This window comes from Streptomyces uncialis (assembly GCF_036250755.1).
Lineage (GTDB): Bacteria > Actinomycetota > Actinomycetes > Streptomycetales > Streptomycetaceae > Streptomyces > Streptomyces uncialis.
In genome coordinates, this window is record NZ_CP109583.1 from 9002980 (window position 1) to 9022079 (window position 19100).

18 protein-coding genes and 2 pseudogenes are annotated in these 19100 nt (G+C 71.4%); 9 read left to right on the forward strand and 11 right to left on the reverse strand.

Annotated features, from left to right (window positions below; genetic code table 11):
- Positions 1-665 precede the first annotated feature (665 nt).
- The gene (locus tag OG711_RS37640; protein ID WP_329563401.1) at positions 666-1280 is read left to right on the forward strand and encodes a YdeI/OmpD-associated family protein; all 615 of its coding nucleotides are present in this window, start codon (positions 666-668) and stop codon (positions 1278-1280) included.
- Between the two features lie 178 nt (positions 1281-1458).
- Here the strand turns inward: OG711_RS37640 and OG711_RS37645 are convergent, their stop codons facing one another.
- The 3 genes from OG711_RS37645 to OG711_RS37655 form a co-directional block, all read right to left on the reverse strand.
- Positions 1459-1725 (reverse strand): sigma factor, encoded by a 267-nt coding sequence (locus tag OG711_RS37645; protein ID WP_329563403.1) that lies wholly within the window; start codon positions 1723-1725, stop codon positions 1459-1461.
- Between the two features lie 1143 nt (positions 1726-2868).
- Positions 2869-3324, reverse strand: a complete 456-nt coding sequence (locus OG711_RS37650) for a hypothetical protein (RefSeq protein ID WP_073788060.1) — start codon at positions 3322-3324, stop codon at positions 2869-2871.
- Between the two features lie 492 nt (positions 3325-3816).
- A complete protein-coding gene (locus OG711_RS37655; RefSeq protein WP_329563405.1) occupies positions 3817-7206 on the reverse strand; it encodes a BTAD domain-containing putative transcriptional regulator in 3390 nt (1129 codons plus the stop codon).
- A 75-nt stretch (positions 7207-7281) separates the two neighbouring features.
- Here OG711_RS37655 and OG711_RS37660 point away from each other — a divergent pair, with 75 nt between their 5' ends.
- The 3 genes from OG711_RS37660 to OG711_RS37670 all read left to right on the forward strand — a co-directional run bounded on the left by OG711_RS37660 (position 7282) and on the right by OG711_RS37670 (position 10672).
- A complete protein-coding gene (locus tag OG711_RS37660; protein ID WP_329563407.1) occupies positions 7282-8199 on the forward strand; it encodes an NAD(P)-dependent oxidoreductase in 918 nt (305 codons plus the stop codon).
- Positions 8200-8921: 722 nt separating this feature from the next.
- A complete protein-coding gene (locus OG711_RS37665; protein ID WP_329563409.1) occupies positions 8922-9950 on the forward strand; it encodes a S66 family peptidase in 1029 nt (342 codons plus the stop codon).
- 296 nt (positions 9951-10246) lie between these two features.
- Positions 10247-10672 carry a hypothetical protein gene (locus tag OG711_RS37670; protein ID WP_073788036.1) on the forward strand — a complete coding sequence of 142 codons (426 nt, stop codon included), beginning with the start codon at positions 10247-10249 and terminating at the stop codon, positions 10670-10672.
- 385 nt (positions 10673-11057) lie between these two features.
- Here the strand turns inward: OG711_RS37670 and OG711_RS37675 are convergent, their stop codons facing one another.
- Positions 11058-11351: a hypothetical protein gene (locus tag OG711_RS37675; protein ID WP_329563411.1), complete on the reverse strand. Its 294-nt coding sequence runs from the start codon at positions 11349-11351 to the stop codon at positions 11058-11060.
- A gap of 296 nt (positions 11352-11647) precedes the next feature.
- Here OG711_RS37675 and OG711_RS37680 point away from each other — a divergent pair, with 296 nt between their 5' ends.
- Together OG711_RS37680 and OG711_RS37685 are read left to right on the forward strand one after the other, a co-directional pair.
- A complete protein-coding gene (locus tag OG711_RS37680) occupies positions 11648-11878 on the forward strand; it encodes an XRE family transcriptional regulator (RefSeq protein ID WP_329563413.1) in 231 nt (76 codons plus the stop codon).
- 99 nt (positions 11879-11977) lie between these two features.
- Positions 11978-12148, forward strand: a complete 171-nt coding sequence (locus OG711_RS37685) for an nSTAND1 domain-containing NTPase (RefSeq protein WP_329564246.1) — start codon at positions 11978-11980, stop codon at positions 12146-12148.
- Positions 12149-12173: 25 nt separating this feature from the next.
- On the opposite strand, the gene OG711_RS37690 is transcribed toward OG711_RS37685, so the two are convergent.
- The 6 genes and pseudogenes from OG711_RS37690 to OG711_RS37715 form a co-directional block, all read right to left on the reverse strand.
- Positions 12174-12629 (reverse strand): SRPBCC family protein, encoded by a 456-nt coding sequence (locus tag OG711_RS37690; RefSeq protein WP_329563415.1) that lies wholly within the window; start codon positions 12627-12629, stop codon positions 12174-12176.
- Positions 12630-13290: 661 nt separating this feature from the next.
- Positions 13291-13849: pseudogene (locus tag OG711_RS37695) on the reverse strand (helix-turn-helix domain-containing protein); the annotation flags it as partial.
- A gap of 102 nt (positions 13850-13951) precedes the next feature.
- Complete coding sequence (locus OG711_RS37700; RefSeq protein ID WP_329563417.1) at positions 13952-14482, reverse strand: DUF6584 family protein; 531 nt, start codon at positions 14480-14482, stop codon at positions 13952-13954.
- A gap of 266 nt (positions 14483-14748) precedes the next feature.
- Positions 14749-15054, reverse strand: coding sequence for a YcxB family protein (locus OG711_RS37705; protein ID WP_329563418.1), 306 nt, complete (start codon positions 15052-15054; stop codon positions 14749-14751).
- A gap of 699 nt (positions 15055-15753) precedes the next feature.
- Positions 15754-16341: an SMI1/KNR4 family protein gene (locus tag OG711_RS37710; protein ID WP_329563420.1), complete on the reverse strand. Its 588-nt coding sequence runs from the start codon at positions 16339-16341 to the stop codon at positions 15754-15756.
- Positions 16342-16384: 43 nt separating this feature from the next.
- Positions 16385-16912 (reverse strand): annotated as a pseudogene (locus OG711_RS37715) (hypothetical protein); the annotation flags it as partial.
- 138 nt (positions 16913-17050) lie between these two features.
- Here OG711_RS37715 and OG711_RS37720 point away from each other — a divergent pair.
- Genes OG711_RS37720 through OG711_RS37730 form a run of 3 tightly spaced genes read left to right on the forward strand, consistent with a single transcriptional unit; the run spans position 17051 to position 18771 of the window.
- Entirely contained in the window at positions 17051-18049 is a 999-nt protein-coding gene (locus OG711_RS37720) for an RNA polymerase subunit sigma-70 (protein WP_329563422.1), read from the forward strand.
- A 4-nt stretch (positions 18050-18053) separates the two neighbouring features.
- On the forward strand, positions 18054-18305 hold the full coding sequence (locus OG711_RS37725) for a hypothetical protein (RefSeq protein ID WP_329563424.1): 252 nt from the start codon (positions 18054-18056) through the stop codon (positions 18303-18305).
- 13 nt (positions 18306-18318) lie between these two features.
- A complete protein-coding gene (locus OG711_RS37730) occupies positions 18319-18771 on the forward strand; it encodes a DUF6069 family protein (protein WP_329563427.1) in 453 nt (150 codons plus the stop codon).
- A 189-nt stretch (positions 18772-18960) separates the two neighbouring features.
- Here the strand turns inward: OG711_RS37730 and OG711_RS37735 are convergent, their stop codons facing one another.
- On the reverse strand, positions 18961-19086 hold the full coding sequence (locus OG711_RS37735; RefSeq protein WP_329563429.1) for a hypothetical protein: 126 nt from the start codon (positions 19084-19086) through the stop codon (positions 18961-18963).
- Positions 19087-19100 lie beyond the last annotated feature (14 nt).

The following is a 19100-nucleotide window of genomic DNA, read 5'->3' on the forward strand; positions in this document are numbered from 1 at the left end:
CCCGGGCCTGGTCACAGGCGCGCCCCAGGACCGTGAAGGCCCGAGGAGAAGCGAGGACGTGCTGCACGGGGGCCACGTCCGTGCCGTCACGGCCTCGCGGCCCGGCCCGTCGGCGCGGTCGTCGAGGACGGTGCCGCGACCACGATCGCCAGCAGGGGACGGACTTGGCAGGGCCTCGGCCGGGGTACTGCCGCAGGTGAGGGTTGGCCCTCTACGGCCGCGACCGCTTCCCCGTCGTTCAGCTGCCGGTTGGAGGCGCCCGCGTGGCCGTTCCCGACCCCGCGTCCGCCAGTTCGGCGATGATCTCGGCATGACACGTCTCCGGTAGGCGCCAGCAGCCGAGCCGCCGCCCGCGTAGCCCGGGGGAGAAGGGCGAGCAACTCCGGGTGGGACAGCCGATGGGTGCGGTACTCGTCCGTGATCTGCTCGCGGGTGCCGGCGGGACTTGGGCGGTAGGGGCCGGTCGGCGGGGAGCCGTCGAGGTGCCGACCGCCCCGATGCATGGGACGGCCCACGTGAACCACCTCTGCGTAGTACTACGACGGGACCCACCAGACGATCGCCGGACCGGTCTCCGACCACGCAGCCCCTCGGTGATCGCCCACCAGCCGACCTCCCAGGTCACCAGCGCCCGACCTCGATCGCGCACGACGCCGTAACCTGCGGTGGTGACCGGAACCGAGCTGGATGAGTTGATCGTTGCTGACGGCGCGGCGCTGCGCGCGTGGCTGCTGGACAACCACACCGTCTCTCCTGGTGTGTGGCTCGCCCTGACCAGGAAAGGTGGTTCCGTCACCACGCTGACCTGGCAGCAGGCGGTCGACGAGGCACTGTGCTTCGGCTGGATCGACGGTCAGGCCCGCAAGCGCGACGAGGGGAGTTCCTGGAGGCGGTTCACCCCGCGTCGGCCCCGCAGTGTCTGGTCCCGGCGCAACGTCGCCAACGTGGCCCGCCTGGAGGCCGCCGGCCTGATGCTGCCCGCCGGCCGCGCCGCGGTGGACGCCGCGAAGGCCGACGGGCGGTGGGCGGCCGCCTACGCGCCGTCATCGGAAGCGGAGGTGCCGGCCGACCTGCGAGCCGCGATCGCCGCCGACCCAGCAGCGCAGGCGATGTTCGAGGTACTCACCAAAGCCAACCTCTTCGCCCTCATCAGCCGGGTCAATGCCGTCAAACGGGCCGAGACGCGCACCCGGAAGATCGCCGAGTGCGTGGCGATGCTGGCCCGGCACGAGACGTTCCACCCGCAGCGAGCCAAGCCGACGGACCCACCGCCGTCGTGACCGGGGGTCTGGGGAACCGTCAATCTGCTGAAGAGACAGGTGTACGGCCGAGCCGACTTCGACCTGCTCCGACGCCGCATCCTTCTGTTGCCATGATCAAACAGCTGCTACTCCCGAAATGGAGACAGCGCCCAGAACTTGAGCCAGTACCCGAGTCTTGGCAGCCCTGGGGTACTTGTCAGGGCCCGGCCAGGAAGTCCGGACGGGCTCGGGTGACGATCCGGTACAGCCAGGGACGCAGCCGCTCCGGGTCGTCCAGGGACTCCCGTTCATGCCAGGCCCGGATCATCGTCTCCTGGACGAGGTCCTTGGCGTCCGCGTAGCAGCGGACCGTCCGGTAGCAGTGGACGCGCAGTTCACCGCGGTGCCGCTCCGCGCGGGAGGACAGGTCCCGCGCCGTCGCCGTCTCGTGTGCCGCCCTGGCCGCCGTCGTCCCGTGCGTCATCGGCCGAGGCTACCTGTCCGGAAAGTGATGGCCTGGCAGTGGCGGGAAGACGCCGTCATATGGGGGCCGATCCGGGCGTCCGGGTGGCCGAAAACGTACGGCCTGTGTCTGGGGCGGGTCCCGGGGGAGGGTCCCGGAGGGCCCGGGGCGGGTCCCGGGGGCCGGGCGGAGGTGGTGCGCGCCCGGCGGGCCGTGCGGCGATCGCACCGGGCCCGGACCCTGAGTCTGTGACCTGGGCGTGTGGACGCGGCCGGGGTTCGGAAGAGGGGCGCGGGGGCGCGGCGCGCGAGCGGAGGGGGGCGGCGGTGCAATTGGTGCTCGGGAGCATCGTGATCGGACTGGTGACCAGTCTCCTCGGGGTGCCCTCGTCCGGGCGTGGGAACGCGCCAAGCGGGCCCGTGCCGTGAACCGGCGGGGCGCGTTCTTCGGGGTCCGGCCGGGCGGGGAGTGCCTGGGCGAGCTATGAAGGACCCGGCGCCTCCGCCTACCGGGACGTCCGCGCGGCCTTGGAACTCGCGCTGCTCACCGGTGAGCTGGGCTGCCGGGTCGAGAGGGAACCGGGCGGGTTCCGGGGCGGCGACGGCGACCGCACCGAGTTCTGCGGGGGCGCCTCGCCTCCGGCCTCCGACCTCCACACCCGTGGCCATCTGGCCGCCCATCTGCCCGGGACGGCCTTCCACCCCTACGATCCGGAGCAGCCGGAATCGGTGGCCGTCACGATCGGCGGGACGACGTACCCGTTCCGCAAGGGGGACGTCGAGTACGCCCTGGTCGACAGGTTCACCCCGGAGGAGTCCGGCGCGCTCATGTTCGTGGTGGCTGGGCGGTCCTCCCTGACCAACCTGGCGGCGACGCGCTTCCTGCGCCGCGAGTACGGCCGGATGGCGCGGGAGCCGGCATCGGTGGAACGGTTCTGTCTGCTGGTCCGGGTCTCAGGGATCGCGGCCTACGCCCACCATCGCGCGGGACTTCACGGCCGACGCGTTCGGGACGGACGGCGACCGGCGCGGGCGGTGAGCACGAAGGCGGGGCCTCCGGTCCCGCCCGGGGCGAACCAGCCCCGGGCGGCCGACCGTGAGGCCCCGTCCGTCGTCCGTCTCCGCCCGGAACTCGCCGACCCGGAGACGGAACCGTTCTACCGCCCTACGCGATGCCGTTACAGAACGCGGTGCTCCCGCCGGGCGTTCCGACGGAGACGTAGACCTTACGGCCCTCGGGGATCTCGAAGTCGACCACCTTGGAGTTCCCGGAGCCCATGTCCAACTCCCAGGTCCGCTCGATGGCGGTGCCGCTCGCGTTCGCCCACTGCAACTTGTAGCCCATCATGGCGCCCGACCAGTTGTTGATCGACAGCTTCTCGGTGGCCGCCTTGAAGGTCGCCTTCGCGGCCTTGCCCGGGTCGTTGGTCCGGTAGATGAGGGCGGTCAGGTCGTGGGCGCCCGGGTCGCCGTCCGCCGGGAACTTGTCACAGTCGACGGTCCAGTAGGCGGGTACCGGGGCCGCCTGCGCGTTCCCCGGCACCGCCAGGGCTACGGCGGCGAGGGTCGCGGCGGCCAGTCCGGCGGCGCGGGCGAAGTTCTTCGTCCTGGAGATCTGCATGGTGTTCCAGCCTCTCTCATGTGCGAATCGTTGGGAGTCGTCGCAGATCGCTGCAACGACCACACACAATTCCCCAGTGATGAACACGGATCAATGAGCCCTGTGTGACTGGCTGGAATGGATGGGCGGGTACGGAGCAGTGGGGCTGCGGAGAACGGAGATCTCTGGTAAAGGGCCTGTGGTGCGGGCTCTCCGGTGCGAGGTTCTCCGGTGTGGGGCGCGGGGCGGTCAGCCTGTTCCCGTCCCGGCTCCGGCCCCGGTGATGGCCACTGTCACCGTCCATGTGCCCGCCGTCGGGGGTCGGCGGGTGGGCGGCCGACGTTCGGCGTACGCGACAGCGGCGGCCGGGAACGGGTCCGCGAGAAGGAGCCGGGACACGGCCGAACGCGTCACCGGACCCGGCAGGAGGCATGGGCCCGATCGTCGACCCCGGGGTGTGCAGAGGTGGGCCTTGAGCAGCGACGACGTCGCTGTCCGGGAGCCGGACGCCGGTCAGTCAACTCCGCACGGTTCATCGCGGCAGTCCGGTCCAGTCGTCCGCGTCGCCGCGGTCTCCGTGCCGAGCGACCGCCCCCGCGCCAGCTGTGCGGTGTACCCGCGGCTCCCGAGCGCAGCCCGTACGGTGGTGGTGATCCGCTCGACGTCGCCGCGCTCCCCCGGCGGCAGCGGCGCCCCCACCGACTCCCGTGCGGCCTCGGCCGCGCCCAGCAGCCGGGCCGCCTCGTCGTACCGTCCGGTCAACGCGCGCGCGCCCGCTGCCCCCTCCAGCGCGAGCGCCACCGCGCGGATGTCACCGGTGCCGCGCGCCGCTGCCAGGCCCTCCTCGTGCAGCGCGGTCGCGGCGGCGGCGTCGCCGCGCAGCTCGGCGACGAAGCCCAGTTCGGCGAGGATCAGCGCGATGCCCGGGGCGCCCTCCCACTGGCGGCACCAGGCCAGCCAGGTGCGCAGATGCGCCTCGGCCACCGCCAGTCTGCCCTGCCGTCGGGCGACCAGGGCGAGGCCGACCTCGGCGACCTCCCGGGCCCGCTGGTCGGCGTGGTGGACGGCCAGCCTGCGGGCGCGCTCGTGGTACTCCTCGGCCGCGGCGAGGTCGCCGCGCAGCAGCGCCGTGCGGCCGGTGCGGGAGAGCAGCGCGGTGGTCTCCGAGTTCAGGCCCAGCTCCTCGGCGAGGCGCAGGCCGTCCCGGTCCAGGCCTTCGGCCGCCGCGTAGTCCCCGGCGATCTCGACCAGTCCGCGCCGCACGCGCATCGCGCGGAGCATCCCCCAGCCGTCGCCGACCTGTTCGAACAGGGCCAGACTCCGTCCGCTGTCCCGCAGCGCGGTGTCGGTGCCGGACGCGTGCAGCTGCGACGCCCGTACGCTCAGCGCGGCAGCCGTGCCCCATGGGTCGCCAAGGGCGGTGAACCCGGCGTAGGCGCGGTCGATCAGGTCCCGGCTGACGGCCGGATCGCCGAAGCCGGTGTGCGCGAAGCCGAGGAACCATTGGGCCATGGCACGCGCGGCCGGGTCTTCGACGGCTGCCGGGAAGTCCGGGATCCGCTCCAGCGGGGTGCGGTCGGCACCGTCCAGGATGAGCAGCGCGATGCCCGCGCGCCAGGCACGGGCCCGCGCGCGCAGGTCCCGGACGGGCGCCGTCTCCGGGAGCGGGTTCAGTTTCGGGGACGGGATCGGTCCCGGGTGCGGAATCGGCTCCGGGACGGGGCCGGGCGTGTGCAGGGTCAGCGCCAGGTCCAGAGCGGCGCGCGCCTCACCGAGCCGGCCGCGCAGGTACCAGTACCAGGACAGCGCGTTCACCAGCCGCAGCGCGAGTTCCGCCGCGTCTTCGCCGGTGCCGCGCGCCAGACCGTCCAGGGCCGTCCGCAGGTTGGCGGTCTCGGCGTCCAGACGGCGCAGCCAGTCGCGTTGCGCGTGGCCGCGCAGTCGGGGCTCCGCCCGCTCGGCCCACTCGACGTAGTAGCGGTGGTGCCGCGCCCGTACCCGTTCGGTCCCGCCCGGCTCCGCGTCCTCGCACTCCGCCAGCCGTTCGCGTGCGTAGGCGTGTACGGACTCCAGCAGCCGGTACCGTGCCGGAGGCCCGGCCACCGCCACGACCAGCGAGCGGTCCACCAGCTGCCCCAGCAGTCCGAGGACCTCCGACCGCCGCACCCCGTCTCCCGCGCACACCGCCTCGGCCGCCTCCAGCGTGCAGCCGTCCGCGTACACGGACAGCCTGCGCAGCACGGTCCGTTCGGCCCCGGTCAGCAGTTCCCAGCTCCAGTCGATCACTCCGCGCAGCGTCTGCTGCCGCGCCGGGGCGGCGCGCCGTCCACCGGCCAGCACCGCGAAGCGGTCGTCCAGCCGCTCGGCCAGTTCGGCCGCGCCGAACATCCGCATCCGTGTGGCCGCCAGCTCCAGCGCGAGCGGCAGCCCGTCCAGCCGGCGGCAGACGGCGGCCACCGCGGCGGCGTTGTCCTCGCCGACGGTGAACCCGGGCACCGCGGCGGCGGCCCTTTCGGCGAACAGCCGTACGGCACCCGACTCCCGCAGCGCACCGTGCGACGCGCCCGGTGGCGGGGTCTCCAACGGCGGCACCGGGAACACCAGTTCGCCGGGAACCTCCAGCGGGGCGCGACTGGTGGCCAGCACACGCAGTCCGGGCGCCGTCCGCAGCAGTGCCCCGGTCAGCTCGGCGACCGGGCCGATCACATGCTCGCAGTTGTCCAGGACCAGCAGCATCCGGCGGGTGCGCAGCGCGTCGGCCAGCTGCTCGGCGGTGGTGGTGCGGCCCTCGTCCCGCAGGCCGAGAACGGTCGCCAGCGTCCTCGCGATCCGGGGCACGTCCGCCGTCCGCTCCAGAGCGGCGAGTTCGGCCAGCCGCACGCCGTCCTCGTACAGGCCGTGCGGATCGTACGGTTCGGCCGACTCGGCGGCGGCGGCCAGCGCGAGCCGGGTCTTGCCGACACCGCCCGGGCCGGTGAGGGTGACCAGCCTGCCCCGCCCGAGCCGCTCCCGTACCCCGGCGAGGGCGGCTTCGCGGCCGATCAGGCCGGAGAGCGGGGCGGGCAGGTTCGTGGGCGGGGCGGGCAGGTTCGTGGCCGGGGGCGGCGCGGCGACGGGCGGGCGGGCGGCGTACGGGGCGGGGCCTGGGGTGAGAGCGGGCTCCTGGCGGAGCATCGCCTCGTGCAGTGCGGCCAGTTCCGGTCCCGGATCGACGCCCAGCTCATCGGCCAGCAACCGGCTCAGCTCCTGGTAGGAGGCCAGCGCCTCGCCCTGCCGCCCGGCGCCGTACAGCGCCCGCAGGTGCGCCGCCCGCAGCCGTTCGCGCAGCGGGTGCGCGGTGACCGGCGCGCTCAGCTCACCCGCCAGCGCGATGTGTTCGCCCAGCGTGAGCCGCGCCTCCGCCCGGTCCTCCAGGGCGGTCAGCCGCTCCTCCTCCAGCCGGGCGGACTCCGGCCGGACGAACGCCTCGTCGGCGAAGTCGGCGTAAGCGGGGCCGCGCCACAGGGCCAGCGCGTCGGCCAGCAGCGCGGCGCGCTCAGCCGGGGCGGCGGTCGTACGGGCCCGTGCGGTCAGCGTCCGGAACCGCTCGGCGTCCACGCTCGCGTAACCGTCGCCGGTCCGCAGCAGGTATCCGGCGGGGCTCCATTCCACCAGCCCCCGCGCACCCGGTTCGGCCCGCTCCAGCGCCGCCCGCAGCCGCGACACCTTGGCCCGCAGCGCCGCTGCCGGGTGGACGGGCTGCCGCGTACCCCAGAGGCCCTCGATCAGACGGTCGGCCGTCACCGGACGCCCGGCGTGCACGAGCAGCGCGGCGAGCACGGCGCGGACCTTGGTCTCGCGGACCGCGGCCGGCTTCCCGTCCGCCGCCCGGACCGCCAGCGGGCCCAGCACCCCGAATCGCATGCGCCTACGATATGCGCCGGCCGACCGGCACCGGAGCGGCACCCGAGCGGCACACCCGCAAGCCACAGTCGTCCCATGACCACGAACGACAACACCAACCCCGGCCCCGTTCAGACCCGCACTCCCGTGGCGGTACTCGGCCTCGGCCTGATGGGCCGGGCCCTGGCCGCCGCCCTGCTCGGCGCCGGCCACCCCACCACCGTCTGGAACCGCTCACCAGGGAAGGCGGACGCCCTGGCTGCCCAGGGCGCCGTACGCGCGCGGACCGCCGCCGACGCCGTCCGGTCCGCCCCCGTGGTGATCGTCTGCGTGTCGACGTACGACGTGGCCCACCAGGTGCTCGACCCGCTGGCCGCCGACGTGGACGGCCGCACCGTGCTCAACCTCACCAGCGGCACCCCCGAGGAGGCCCGCCGGGCCGCGTCCTGGGCCGCAGCGCACGGCGCCGACTACCTCGACGGGGCGATCATGGGCGTGCCGCAGATGATCGGCCTGCCCGGGACCCTGCTCCTGCACGGCGGCCCGCGAAAGACGTTCGATGCCCAGGAACCCCTGCTCCGCGTCCTCGGCGGCGCCAACACCTACCTCGGGGACGACCCGGGACTGCCGTTGCTCTACGACATGGCGCTGCTCACGCTGCTGTACGCGACCGGGCAGGGGCTCACCCACGCACAGGCCATGGTCGGCACGGCGGGCGTCTCCGCGACCGAGTTCCAGCCGCACGCGGCCAGCGTGTTCCACACGGTGCTCGCCGGGCTCTTCGACGCCGAGAGCGCCCGCGTCGTCGACGAGGCGGACTACGCCACCGAGGTCTCCAACATCTCCACCAACCAGCTGGCCGTCGGCCACATCATCCGCACCAGCCGCGAACTCGGCCTCCCCACCGACTGGCTCGCGCCCGTCCAAACAGGGCTCGACCGGGCGGTCCGGGAGGGACACGCGGCCGACAACCCGGCCCGCCTGATCGAGTACGTCCGCCCGGACTCCCCATAGTTCACAGCCGTTGTGGGGGGTCCTTCTCTGTAGCGTCCCACGGGTCCTGTCCACGGCCTGCGAGGCGGCGCGCACCCCACCGGAGCTGTCCGAGCCCACCTGTTGGCACCGTGATCCCGGTGCCGGCACCGGTGCCGGCCTGCGGGCCGGATGCCGCAGGCCCTTCACGGTCACGGGTGCTGCCCGAGGGGCGGGCGGCTCAGCGGCCGGACGGTTCGGGGGAGCGCAGGCGCCGCCGTTCGGGGTCATCCGTGCCGATCGCGTACCAGGGTTCGCCTTGCTGGAGGCGGGGCAGGGTGTTGACCCAGACCGCGATGGTGATGCCGCGGACGTCGGCGGCCGGCGGCGGCTGTCGAGGAGGTGCCGTGCGGTCCGAACCCGGCCCGGACGGCCCTCGCCCCGGTCACGGCCCTCGGACGCCGGGGCAGCTCGTTGCCGTCGGCCAGGGCCTTCCGCCCGGCCACCGTCAGGTGCCGGACCGGGTGTCGGCCGTCCTTGCCGTTCGTCTCCGCCAGCCCTCGCTGCGCCGGTTCTGTCATCGCCCGCCGCACGTACGACCGGCCGTCCGACCCGCCCGCGGTGACCATCCGGGCCATCTGCCTGGTGAAGGGGTGTCGCAGGGTGTGGAGGCCGGTTCCGAACAATGACCCGTCAGATCTGCTCTTCGGGGCATGCCGAAAGTCGGTATCGCGCCGCTGTGGTGTCGTGTCAGACTCCCGCGCATGTCAGTTCGATATCCGCGCCCCCTGCGCCCTGGTGACCGCATCGGCATCACTTCTCCTTCGAGCGGGGTCCCGAAAGAGCTGCACAGTCGCCTTGACGTGGCGATTCACGATGTAGAGGCCCGGGGATACGAGGTAGTTGTCGGCCGTTGTATGGACGGTGCCGGCCATGTCAGTGCCCCTGCGGCCGATCGCGCGGGAGAGCTGATGTCGATGCTGACGGATCCCGGCATCAGAGCCGTGGTGCCGCCGTGGGGTGGGGAGACGGCGATCGACCTGCTGCCGCTGCTGGACTGGGACCGGCTGCGTGATGCCGAGCCGACCTGGCTTGTCGGGTTCTCCGACATGTCGACCATCATCACGCCGCTGACCCTCCTCACCGGGATGGCGACCGTGCACGGCAACAACCTCATGGACACGCCTTACCGCGTACCGGAAGGACTGTTGTCATGGCTCGATATCGCCGCTGCCCCGCGGGGGCATCGGTACGCGCAGACCCCGCCGAACCGCTACCGGGCCACGGGCTGGGACGACTACCGGGCCCACCCGGAGGTGCGCGAGTACACGCTCGACACGCCCGGCAGGTGGACCCGGCTGGACGGCGAGGGAGATCTGGAGGTCGAGGGGCGTCTGATCGGGGGCTGTATCGAGATGCTGTGCAACCTCACGGGAACGCCCTACCTCGATGTCTCGGCCTTCGCACAGGCGGAGTCCCCGGAAGGTCTCCTCGTGTATGTCGAAGCAGGAGGCGACGACGCCTTCGCCATCTGCAGGAACTTGCATGGGATGAGACTGGCCGGCTTCTTCGACACTGCGAACGCGATCCTTGTGGCACGGACGTCGGCACCCGGCGCCGACTCGCTCACCCAGCACCAAGCCGTGCTCGACGCACTCGGCCCCTTGAACGTTCCGATCATCGCTGATGTCGAGTGCGGCCACGTCCCGCCGTACCTACCCATCGTCAACGGAGCACGCGGCCGGGTGGTACACACCTCAACTCGCAGCGAATTGATCCAGATACTGGACTGATGCCTCATGTCAGAGGCCGTATATGACTTCGATGTCTACCGCATGGGTTGCCTCAGCGCCTCTGGCTGTTCATTTCCATGGCGGGGAGCCGGGGTGGTCGCGGGTGGCCGGTTGAGCCCCGTTCTTGCTCTCCTGCTCGCCAAGGCGCTCCGTGGTAGTGGGGCCTGGCGGCGGGGCATGCGTCATTCGTCCGGCTGATCCTTCGCGGCGAAGCGTATGGCGCCACCTCAGCGATGGGCAGTACGCGAGCACACACGCGCCGGCTGTCTTCCCGGCGCGGCACCACTGGAGGAGACATGGCCAAGAACTGGAAGACCTTCGTTCGCCTCGGCGCGGTCGCCGCCGTACTCTGCGCAAGCCTGACGGCTTCACCGCCCGCCGGGGCCGAGGCTGCCCCTGCGACGGCGGCATACCGGTTCCGCCTCCTGATGGAGAGCGGGGGCTTCCCCAACGTCCGGTTGTGGCTCAACGAGGACACGCGGAAGATCCACGCGGACATCACCGGCAACCCGCACAACTACTTCCGGCTCATCCACCTCCGGGAGGGCTACTGCCCGAACCGGCCCAGCCGAGGGTCGCTGGAGAACAGTTGGGTCCACCCCGACCAGGGCACCGTGACCCTGTCGGTGACGCCTACGTCCAAGTGCGAGTACACGGCATGGGCCGAGCCGCACGGCTCGGCCCTCCCCCCTAAGCTCTCCGGCTGGTGGGTCGCCGACTGACCTGAGCAGCCCGCCGGGCCGCTCAGGACGGTGCCCATGGCGGCCCGGTCCAGGGCCGGCCAACCCGCTCGCCTCACCCGAGGACATCGAGGACCTGGTCGGCCGGACGCTCCACCGGCTACGCCATCCCGCCCCCGCCAGTGCCCGCTGCGCGACCCGTAGGCGGAAGACCTCGGCGGACCGGGCAGGGTGGACCGCACCGGGAGGGGAGAGGAGGCTGGACACCGGGGCTTGGGCGCCTGTGCGGGCTCGTCGTACCCGGCGATCTGCTCGTACGCGAGTTCATGGCCGCCGCGTCCATCGGCGGGGCGGCGTCGGACATGTGGTCAGGTCCAGCCGTTCCCCGCCAGCCGGGACGTGCGCGCGCTTTCCGGCGTAGGGGACTTCATGACGTAGGGAGCCCCTGGTGGGCGCTGGAGGGGGCGGGGGAGCGGCGGTTGTCGCGGGTGGCTTCCGCGATGACGTGTCGTACGGTGTTCAGTCTTTCGCGGTGCTTGTCGACTGCTTGCTTCTGGTAGGCGGTTTCGACAGCGAACCAGATTCCGACCAGGTTGGTTCGCTTCTTGCAGGTGATGTCGCGTGCCGCGGTGCGGATCGCCTCGTGCTTCGGGGCGTCGCGCAGCCGCGGGTCGACCGGTGGGGCGAGCGGGTTGCGGTAGTCGTACCCGGCGTCCGCCATGCACCGCGCCCACCGGGCGAACGCTTTGCGGGTGCGGGAATCCTTCTGGGATGCGTTGAAGGACCCGTTGGACAGCCGCTGGGGCAGGTCGAGGTCAGGACCGCCGGAGCGGGAGAGTCCGAGGCCGATGTCCGCCTGTTGTGCGCAGCCGCCCTCGGGGACGGCACGGCCGTCGACGCGCGTATGCCCGGTACCGAAGAGGACGGCTTCCTGCTGATGGGTGAACCGAGGCCGCTCGGGTGGGGGCTGCCGTGCGATGAGGGGACCGAGAGCGGCGGCAGGGGCGGGCGAGGCAGGTGAGCGGACACGGAGAGGAACGCCGGGAGCGGCGGCTCGACCCGGGGGCGAGGGCCGGACCTGTGCAGCGGTTCGCCGCGGATCTCCGCGCCCTGCGGGAATCGGTGGGGTGCCCGACGTACCAGGCGATGGGGCAGAATCTCCCGTTCTCGGCGACCGCCCTGTCACAGGCGGCGCCCGGCGGGCAGCACTCTGCGCTCGCGGTGACCCTCGCCTACGTCGGCTTCTGAGGCGGCGACCCGGAGGAGTGGGAGCGGCGCTGGCGCGAGACGGGCGCTCAGGCCGCCGTCCTCGGCGCCGACACGGGCGTCCGACCGCCCTACTGGGGTCTGACCCGGTACGAACCGGATGACGCCGCCCTGTTCTTCGGGCGCGACCGGCTGGTGGACCGGCTGACCGCGCTGACCCGACGGCACCGCTTCACCGCCGTCCTCGGCCCTTCCGGCAGCGGCAAGTCCTCCCTGCTCCGGGCCGCCTTCCACTATTCCGCTGGTCCCTGATCGCGCCAGGTGGACCTGCCGGGCCTCATGTCCGCTCGGCCGACCGGGGGGACGTGCTCTCGACGACGTCGGCGAGGCGGCTGAGCATCTTCCTGTTGCGCAGCTGGAGCAGGGAGTCGAGCGCGGTGTTGTGGAGGCGGCCGCCCGGCCCGCGCAGCGGATGTTCGTCCACGATGACCAGGCTCTTCTCGCCCCATGGGCGTACTTCGATGGCGATACGCGCGGTACCCAGTCGGCCGCTTTCGGCCTCCAGTTCGATCCGGCGCGGCGGCTCCACATCGCGGACCACCGTCCTCCCGGTCCCCGACCACGGGCCCAGGCGAATGGTGTACTCCAGGGTGGCGCCGGTCCGCGGCCAGTCGCCGTCCGTCTGCCGGGAGGAATCCGGGCCGACCACCCACTCGCCGTAGCGGGACCCGTCGGCGAGCACTGCCCACACCTCAGCGGGCGGCCTGCGAATCAGCTGGTGACGCACTGCCATGAAATTCTCCAACAACTCCGGGGAACATGTTTTGCACCCCCGTGTGCCCACCGTAGAACGATCCACCCGCCCTGGCCCGGTGCCGCGCGACTGACACAGGGCATCACGCAAGCCCATGAGTACGCACTGCGATCGTTGAACCCGTACATCGCGAGCGTGCCCGCGAGCTCCGCCGCGGGCGTCCCGGGCCGGAAGTTCTCTCCCGCACGTTCACTCGTACATGCGGTGACGCTTTCACGACAGGCCCCACTCTTCCGCTCCGGCCGCCGGCACCCCGGCCGGAGCTGCCAGCAGCCGGGCCGGGTGGGCCCTGCGGCTGAGCACCGCGCGTTCGAGCTGCCCGACGTCCAGATCCGCCCGACGGTGAGCCGGGGTACCCGGCCTGCTGCGCGCCGGCCGGTCCCGGGCCGCGGCGAGGGACGCCTTCCGGGAAGCACGCCGGCGCGCTGAACCGTCCCGATGTCCTGCATGGGACCCAGGACGGCGTACCCGCCCGCACCCGCGTTGCCGCTTTTTCCCGACGCGGCATCGTCCCCTGGGACAGTCGCCCGATCCGGTGGTCATCGCAATGGCCGGGGGAGGGCGCGTGCGTGCTCGGCCGTCGCGTGCGCGACCGCCGAGCCGCATCCGGTCGGCCAGGTGTGCAGTCTGTTCTTCCCGCGAGGGCCGTCCCGCGTCTGCTGCGGCGGTGCGCGGTGCCCCGGTAGCCACCGCCGATCACGGTGGTGCGGCCGACGGCGGCCTTGGCTCTGGACAGCGCCCACGCCCTGCAATCGTTGCGGTTGCCGGGCAACGGCCGGCCGACCACGACGACGCGCCGGGTGTCGGTGGTGGTTGGTGGGGCAGTGGTAGTTCTTCGACCGCTCGGCCACCGTGTGGTAGCGGGTGGGGACCAGGGTGCCGTCCACGATGAGCACGGTGTCCACGCGAAGCGCCTGCGGACCTTGGATGCGAGCAGCGGGCCAGGGTGCTTGATGATGCGGTCAGCTGCGGACTTCGAGACGCCGAACCGCGGGGCGAACTGCCGCAGCGTCAAGTCGGTGCGCCAGTAAGCCGTGACCAGCAGCACCCGGTCTTCCAGGACAGGCTCCACGGCCGACCTCTGCGGACCGCGTCATTCCTTCGTGCCGCAGCCGTTGCCAGTGTGCCGAACAGCGAGGCTCAACCCGGTGAACGGGGGCTCTCCAGGACGGCTGCGACGCCGTGGTCACAGCAGACACCGCGAGATCAATTTCACTCGTCGCCAGTGTCCCGTTCACGGCAGCTCTCGACGGTCCCACCGAACCATGAGCGGCCGCTCCTCACCGGCTCCTGGTGCCTGGTCAGTCGAAGAGGGCAACGACTCCATTCACCCAGATCGCGAGGAACGCAAGGGCCCCCACCAGGCAGCCGACGCCCGCCAGCACACCGCCGACCGTCCACGGCTCGGACGGCGCGTCCCCGTACTTCTCCTCCAGGCCGTCCCGGTAGGAGGCGGGGTCGTCCCAGTCGACGGAGTGCCCCAGCTCCTCGGCGCAGGTGGTCCGCACTGCGACCAGTTGCCCCTCCGCGAAGGAGGTGGCAGCCACAGCCTCGGGGCCGTGCCAGGCGAGGGCCTTCATCCGCCACCCGGAAGACCCGTACCGCGCCTCGAAGGCGGCGGTCTCGTCGGCGTCGCGGTCCTCTTCGAGGTACATCCAGCGTCCGGCCTCGGCGGCATCACCGTAGAGCCGGTATACCTCGGCCAGACGCCGACGGAGTGTCAGGTCATGCGGGAAGGATGAGACAAGGCCGCGCAAACGCTGGCGCGCGACGGGAACCCGGCCGGCGGCCAGGTCCGCATCGACTCGGGCAAGAGTCTCTATCAGGGGCATGAACACATGATCGGGTACCGCACTGACCCACGTCGACCTGGTTTGTCGCTCAGAACTCGCCCGCTCTCAGCAGTATCGACCGGACCCCACTGAGACGTGACACCATCAGTTACGGGAAAACCTTTGGACACATCTCTCACGAACGTCCAGTCAAGAGGATGCGAAATCCGGTACCCCTGAATTCAGCACCTGCTGTAAACCGCGATTGAGCCACAGCGGGATGGTTGTCACAGGGGCGCCCTTGTTGTCGCAATGGCGGAAATCTGTCACATGCGAGGGATGCGCAGGTCCAGGATCGCCCGTAGCCGCTCTAGGTCCCCGGTCTCACGTATTGCCCGCTTGGCCAGGACGTCGAGCATCATGATGTTGGGGTCACGGCTGAGCAGGACGAAGTGACCTTCCGTTTCTCGGTATCCCCGGAATATGGACCACTTCTGGATCAGCGTGCTGTGGTCAGTACGGCATGTGATCCCGTCGGGAGACACGGTGGTTCGGTACTCACCCTGCCATCCGACGATCCGCTGCACGTGGGCGGCTTGCACCCACGTGCGCGACCACACCAACAGGACCACGATCCGGAGGCGACGCATACGTCGCCCGCCAGGGCGGAGGGCAAGCAGGACTTCGGAAACGGGTTCGGCCGAACCGTTTCCGGGACTTCCGTTCGATGAGCGGCAATGCGTCTATGAAGTGGTTCGGCCGAACCACTTCATAGACGCCCGTTCGGGCCCGGGTTCCGTGTAGCTACGGCGAACGGACACGTAGCGCTGTCCTCCGGCGCCAGACGCGCGATGCCCTCTCGCGTTGAGGTTTCTGCGGCTAACCGGGCTGCGCCGCCGGGGGGTGTCTCCCCTGGGGAGTGAGAAGGGCGGAAGCGTGCCTGAGCGCACGTGGACCACTTCTCGTCGAAGGGGAATGCCAAGGCGGTCGGTACGCGCATGCGGGCCGCTGTGGAACCCAGCGGTTCGAGCCGTCGCTGCGCGGTGGCGCTTCGGGCGCGCGTACAGACCCCCGGGAGACAACTTGCCTCTCGGGGCCTTCTGTCTCTCCGCGCGCCCCGCTCCTGTCTGGGGCTGGACAGTAGCGTCCGTTTTGCGAATTCGTATCGCCCGAACCGAAGTTAGCGGGGCTGTACGTCACGTACGTGCCCAATGGCTTCGTACGCGGAGCAGCACTTCGACAGTGGTTCGGGAGGCGCCGAAGTGCCAGGCCGGGCGGGATGCTCACGAGTTCCGGTTCTGGCTCACATTCCGTGTAGCTGTCACGGAGAGTCAGATCTTCGGGGCCATGTGATGCCGGTCGGGATGGACACGAAGCTGGGGTGAGGTGAGTTCCAGGGCCCGGTTGTCGCGTCCGGCGCTCATCTGGTTGAGCCAGCGTTCGTACCAGTCGAGGAAGTCGGTGGCGGAGGAGACGTTGGGGCCCCAGAACCCATCGCCGTTGCCGATGAGGACGCGGCCGGTGAGGGGACCAGTCACCGCGATGACGCATACGTCGGTGCAGCCCATCTCGATGACGTGGAGGAAGAGGTCGCGTTCGTGAGTCCCGGATCCTGTGCCGCTGAAGCCACGAGGTGCGCCTGGCTCCCCGCGCGGATTCATGAACAGCAGGGAACACTGCTCCAGCGGGATGAGGCCGTAGAACGGTGCCGCGCCTGAGCTGCCGATGTGTGTGAGGAACTGCCGATAGGCGTCGGGCAGGACAATGCCGTGCTCGGCCTCAAACGCTGCGAGGCGTGCTTCCGCCAGCTTCGGACCGAGGCGAAACTCGTGTTGCTCTTCCCCGAAGGAGTGGCTGCGCAGGGGTTGGAACGGGATCGCGGCGAGCTTGCGACGCAGGCGGGGTATGCGGGGATCCATGGTGCAACTTCTCTCGTCGCCGTCACCCTATGGGTGCCTGTGGTCAGCTGGCCAGAAGAACTCTCTTCCGTAGGACAGCGAAGCCGGCGCGGCCGAACATCTGGCGCTTGAGCATCTTGATTCGGTCGACGTGTCCTTCGACGACGCCGGAGTTCCAGGGCAGGGTGAGTCCGGCGATGACGGCGTCGCGGTCACGTTCGATGCCCGCGGCGAGGGTGTGGAGGCTGGGGGATGCCTCGCCGGTGGCGAGCACTCTGCCGACGCCATGACGTGTGGCTGGGTAGCGGTTCTTCGAACCGGGTGACCGACCCGGACCGGGGCGGGATGGTTTCGGTGCACCGGCTGGGGAACCGGTCCTCGCGCGCAGGTTTCTGAACTCTCTGCGGACGCGGGCTGGTGTGCGTTTGTTCGGCTCGGCTGGTTTCTCCTATGGCCTGCGGAGGTCCGTGGCCAGTGGGCGGGCCAGCCGGAGTTGGGCATCGGCGGGGATCACCAGCCAGGTCCTCCGGTCGGCCGCTTCCGAGTTTCGAAGTCGGGGCCTGGTCCAGCCGAGCGTCTGCTTGAACAGGCGAATAGCGGGCAGATGCCGTCGGCCCGGATGGCGGGGCATGCCGGCTGCCCAGCCATCCCGGCCGACCCTGGTGATGAGTTTTCGCGACCGTACCCGTCACATGTACGACCGGACAGGGTGAGACGGAAGGATGACGTGATGAGTGCGGACACCGTGCTGGAGGAGCTGGGTATGAGCGGGCTGGGCGAGGCCGACGAGTCGGGGTTCTCGGGGCTGGCCGAGCGGCACCGGCGGGAGCTGCACGTGCACTGCTACCGGATGCTCGGGTCGTTCGAGGACGCCGAGGACACCGTGCAGGAGACGTTCCTCCGTGCCTGGCGGCGGCGGGAGACCTTCCAGGGGCGGTCGACGCTGCGGGCCTGGCTGTACCGGATCGCCACCAACGCCTGCCTGGACCTGCTCGCCAAGCGCCGCCCCGAGCCCGCGACCGGCGGCGAGGCGCGGTGGTTGCAGCCCTACCCGGACCGGCTGCTCGACGAACTGCCCGCGGGTGACGCGGACGAGCCGGAAACCGTCGCCGTCGCGCGGGAGACGATCGAGCTGGCGTACCTGGTCGCGGTCCAGCACCTCGCGCCGCGCCCGCGGGCCGTGCTGATCCTGCGGGACGTGCTCGGCTGGCCGGCGAAGGACGTCGCGGAACTCCTCGGCGACTCCGTCAACTCAGTGAACAGCGCCTTGCAGCGCGCCCGGGCCGGGATGCGGGAGCACCTGCCCGCGGAGCGGCAGGACTGGACCGGCGGAGAGGAGGACGCCACCATGCGTGAGCTGGTGCGCCGCTACACCGAGGCCAGCGTGGCCACGGACGTCGAGGCGCTCGCCTCGATGCTGCGGGACGACGTCCGCTTCTCGATGCCGCCCACGCCGGGCCTGTACGTCGGCCGCGACGCAGTGGTGGACTTCTTGACCGAGAGCGGCTTCGAGGGCATGACCGGCCTGCGCGCCGTTCCCACCTCGGTGAACCGGCAGCCCGCCCTGGCCTTCTACCTCTGGCAGCAGTCCGAGGGCGCGTACCTGCCGCTGACGATCGATGTCCTGCGCGTCACCGGCGGGACGATCACCGAGATCACCACGTTCCACGACGACCAGTTCCCGCGGCTCGGACTGCCGGAGCGCCTGTCGGCCGACGGCACCGAGTAACCCGGTGCACACGCTCGCGCTGCGCGCCGGCGCACGCATCGCCGTGATCGCGGACGAATGGCACAACGCGTTCTGCGTCGTCACCCGTGGCCGGGTACGGCTGGAGCTACGTGACGGCGAGCCGGGGCCGGTCCTCGGACATGACGCCGCGTTCTGGCTCCGCGGCACCGGCGTCCGCGCCCTGCACAACCCCTACCGTCGCACGGCCAGGGTGCGCGTCATCACTCCGCCCGGAAGCCAGGCCCTTGACGAATGACGAGAGGAACGACATGAACAGCATGAAGGAAACCGCCGTCGTTACCCACCAGGGCGCCAACCGCGCCAGTCACCCCCACCGACTCCGCCGCCTTGTCGGCACCGGCCTCATCGCCACGCTCGCGGCGGCGGCGGCCACCACTCTCGCCGCCGCGCTCGCCCGGGCCGCCGGAGCCGACTTCGAGGTCCAGGGTGGCGAGACCGTCCCGCTGTCCGGCATCGCCGTCGTGACCGGCTTCTTCTCGGCCGTGGGCATCGTCATTGCCGCCGCCCTGCTGCGCCTGAGCGCTCGCCCCGCCGAGCGATTCGTGTGGACGGCCATGTCGCTGACCGCCATCTCGCTGATCCCGCCGCTTCTCTCCGGGGCGACCACGGCCACCATCACCGCCCTCCTCGGGCTGCACCTCGTCCCCGCAGCCGTGATGATCCCGACCCTGACGCGGAGTCTGGGCACGCGAGCGGGTTGACGATCTCCAACGGATATCTCCCTCGTCGGTGCCCTCGGCCCGGTCTTCCTCCGTCCAGGCCAGGTTCCCGACCGCCGGCGGGCGGGCGCGGCCGGCGAGGGTGGCCGACGGTGCTGAGCCGGAGCGCGGTGGCGTACTTCATCATCTGGTCGTACTGCTGCTCGATCAGCTCCCAGCGGATCGGCCGCGTCAGCGAGGCACCGAGCGCCGGCCGGGCGGGGAGCCGTCCGGGCCGTACAGGCGGATGCTGCCGATGTTCTTCAGCCGCGGCGGCGGGCGGAAGTCCAGCAGCTCGGTGAAGGCGAACCCGACCACGCTCCCGCCCTGCG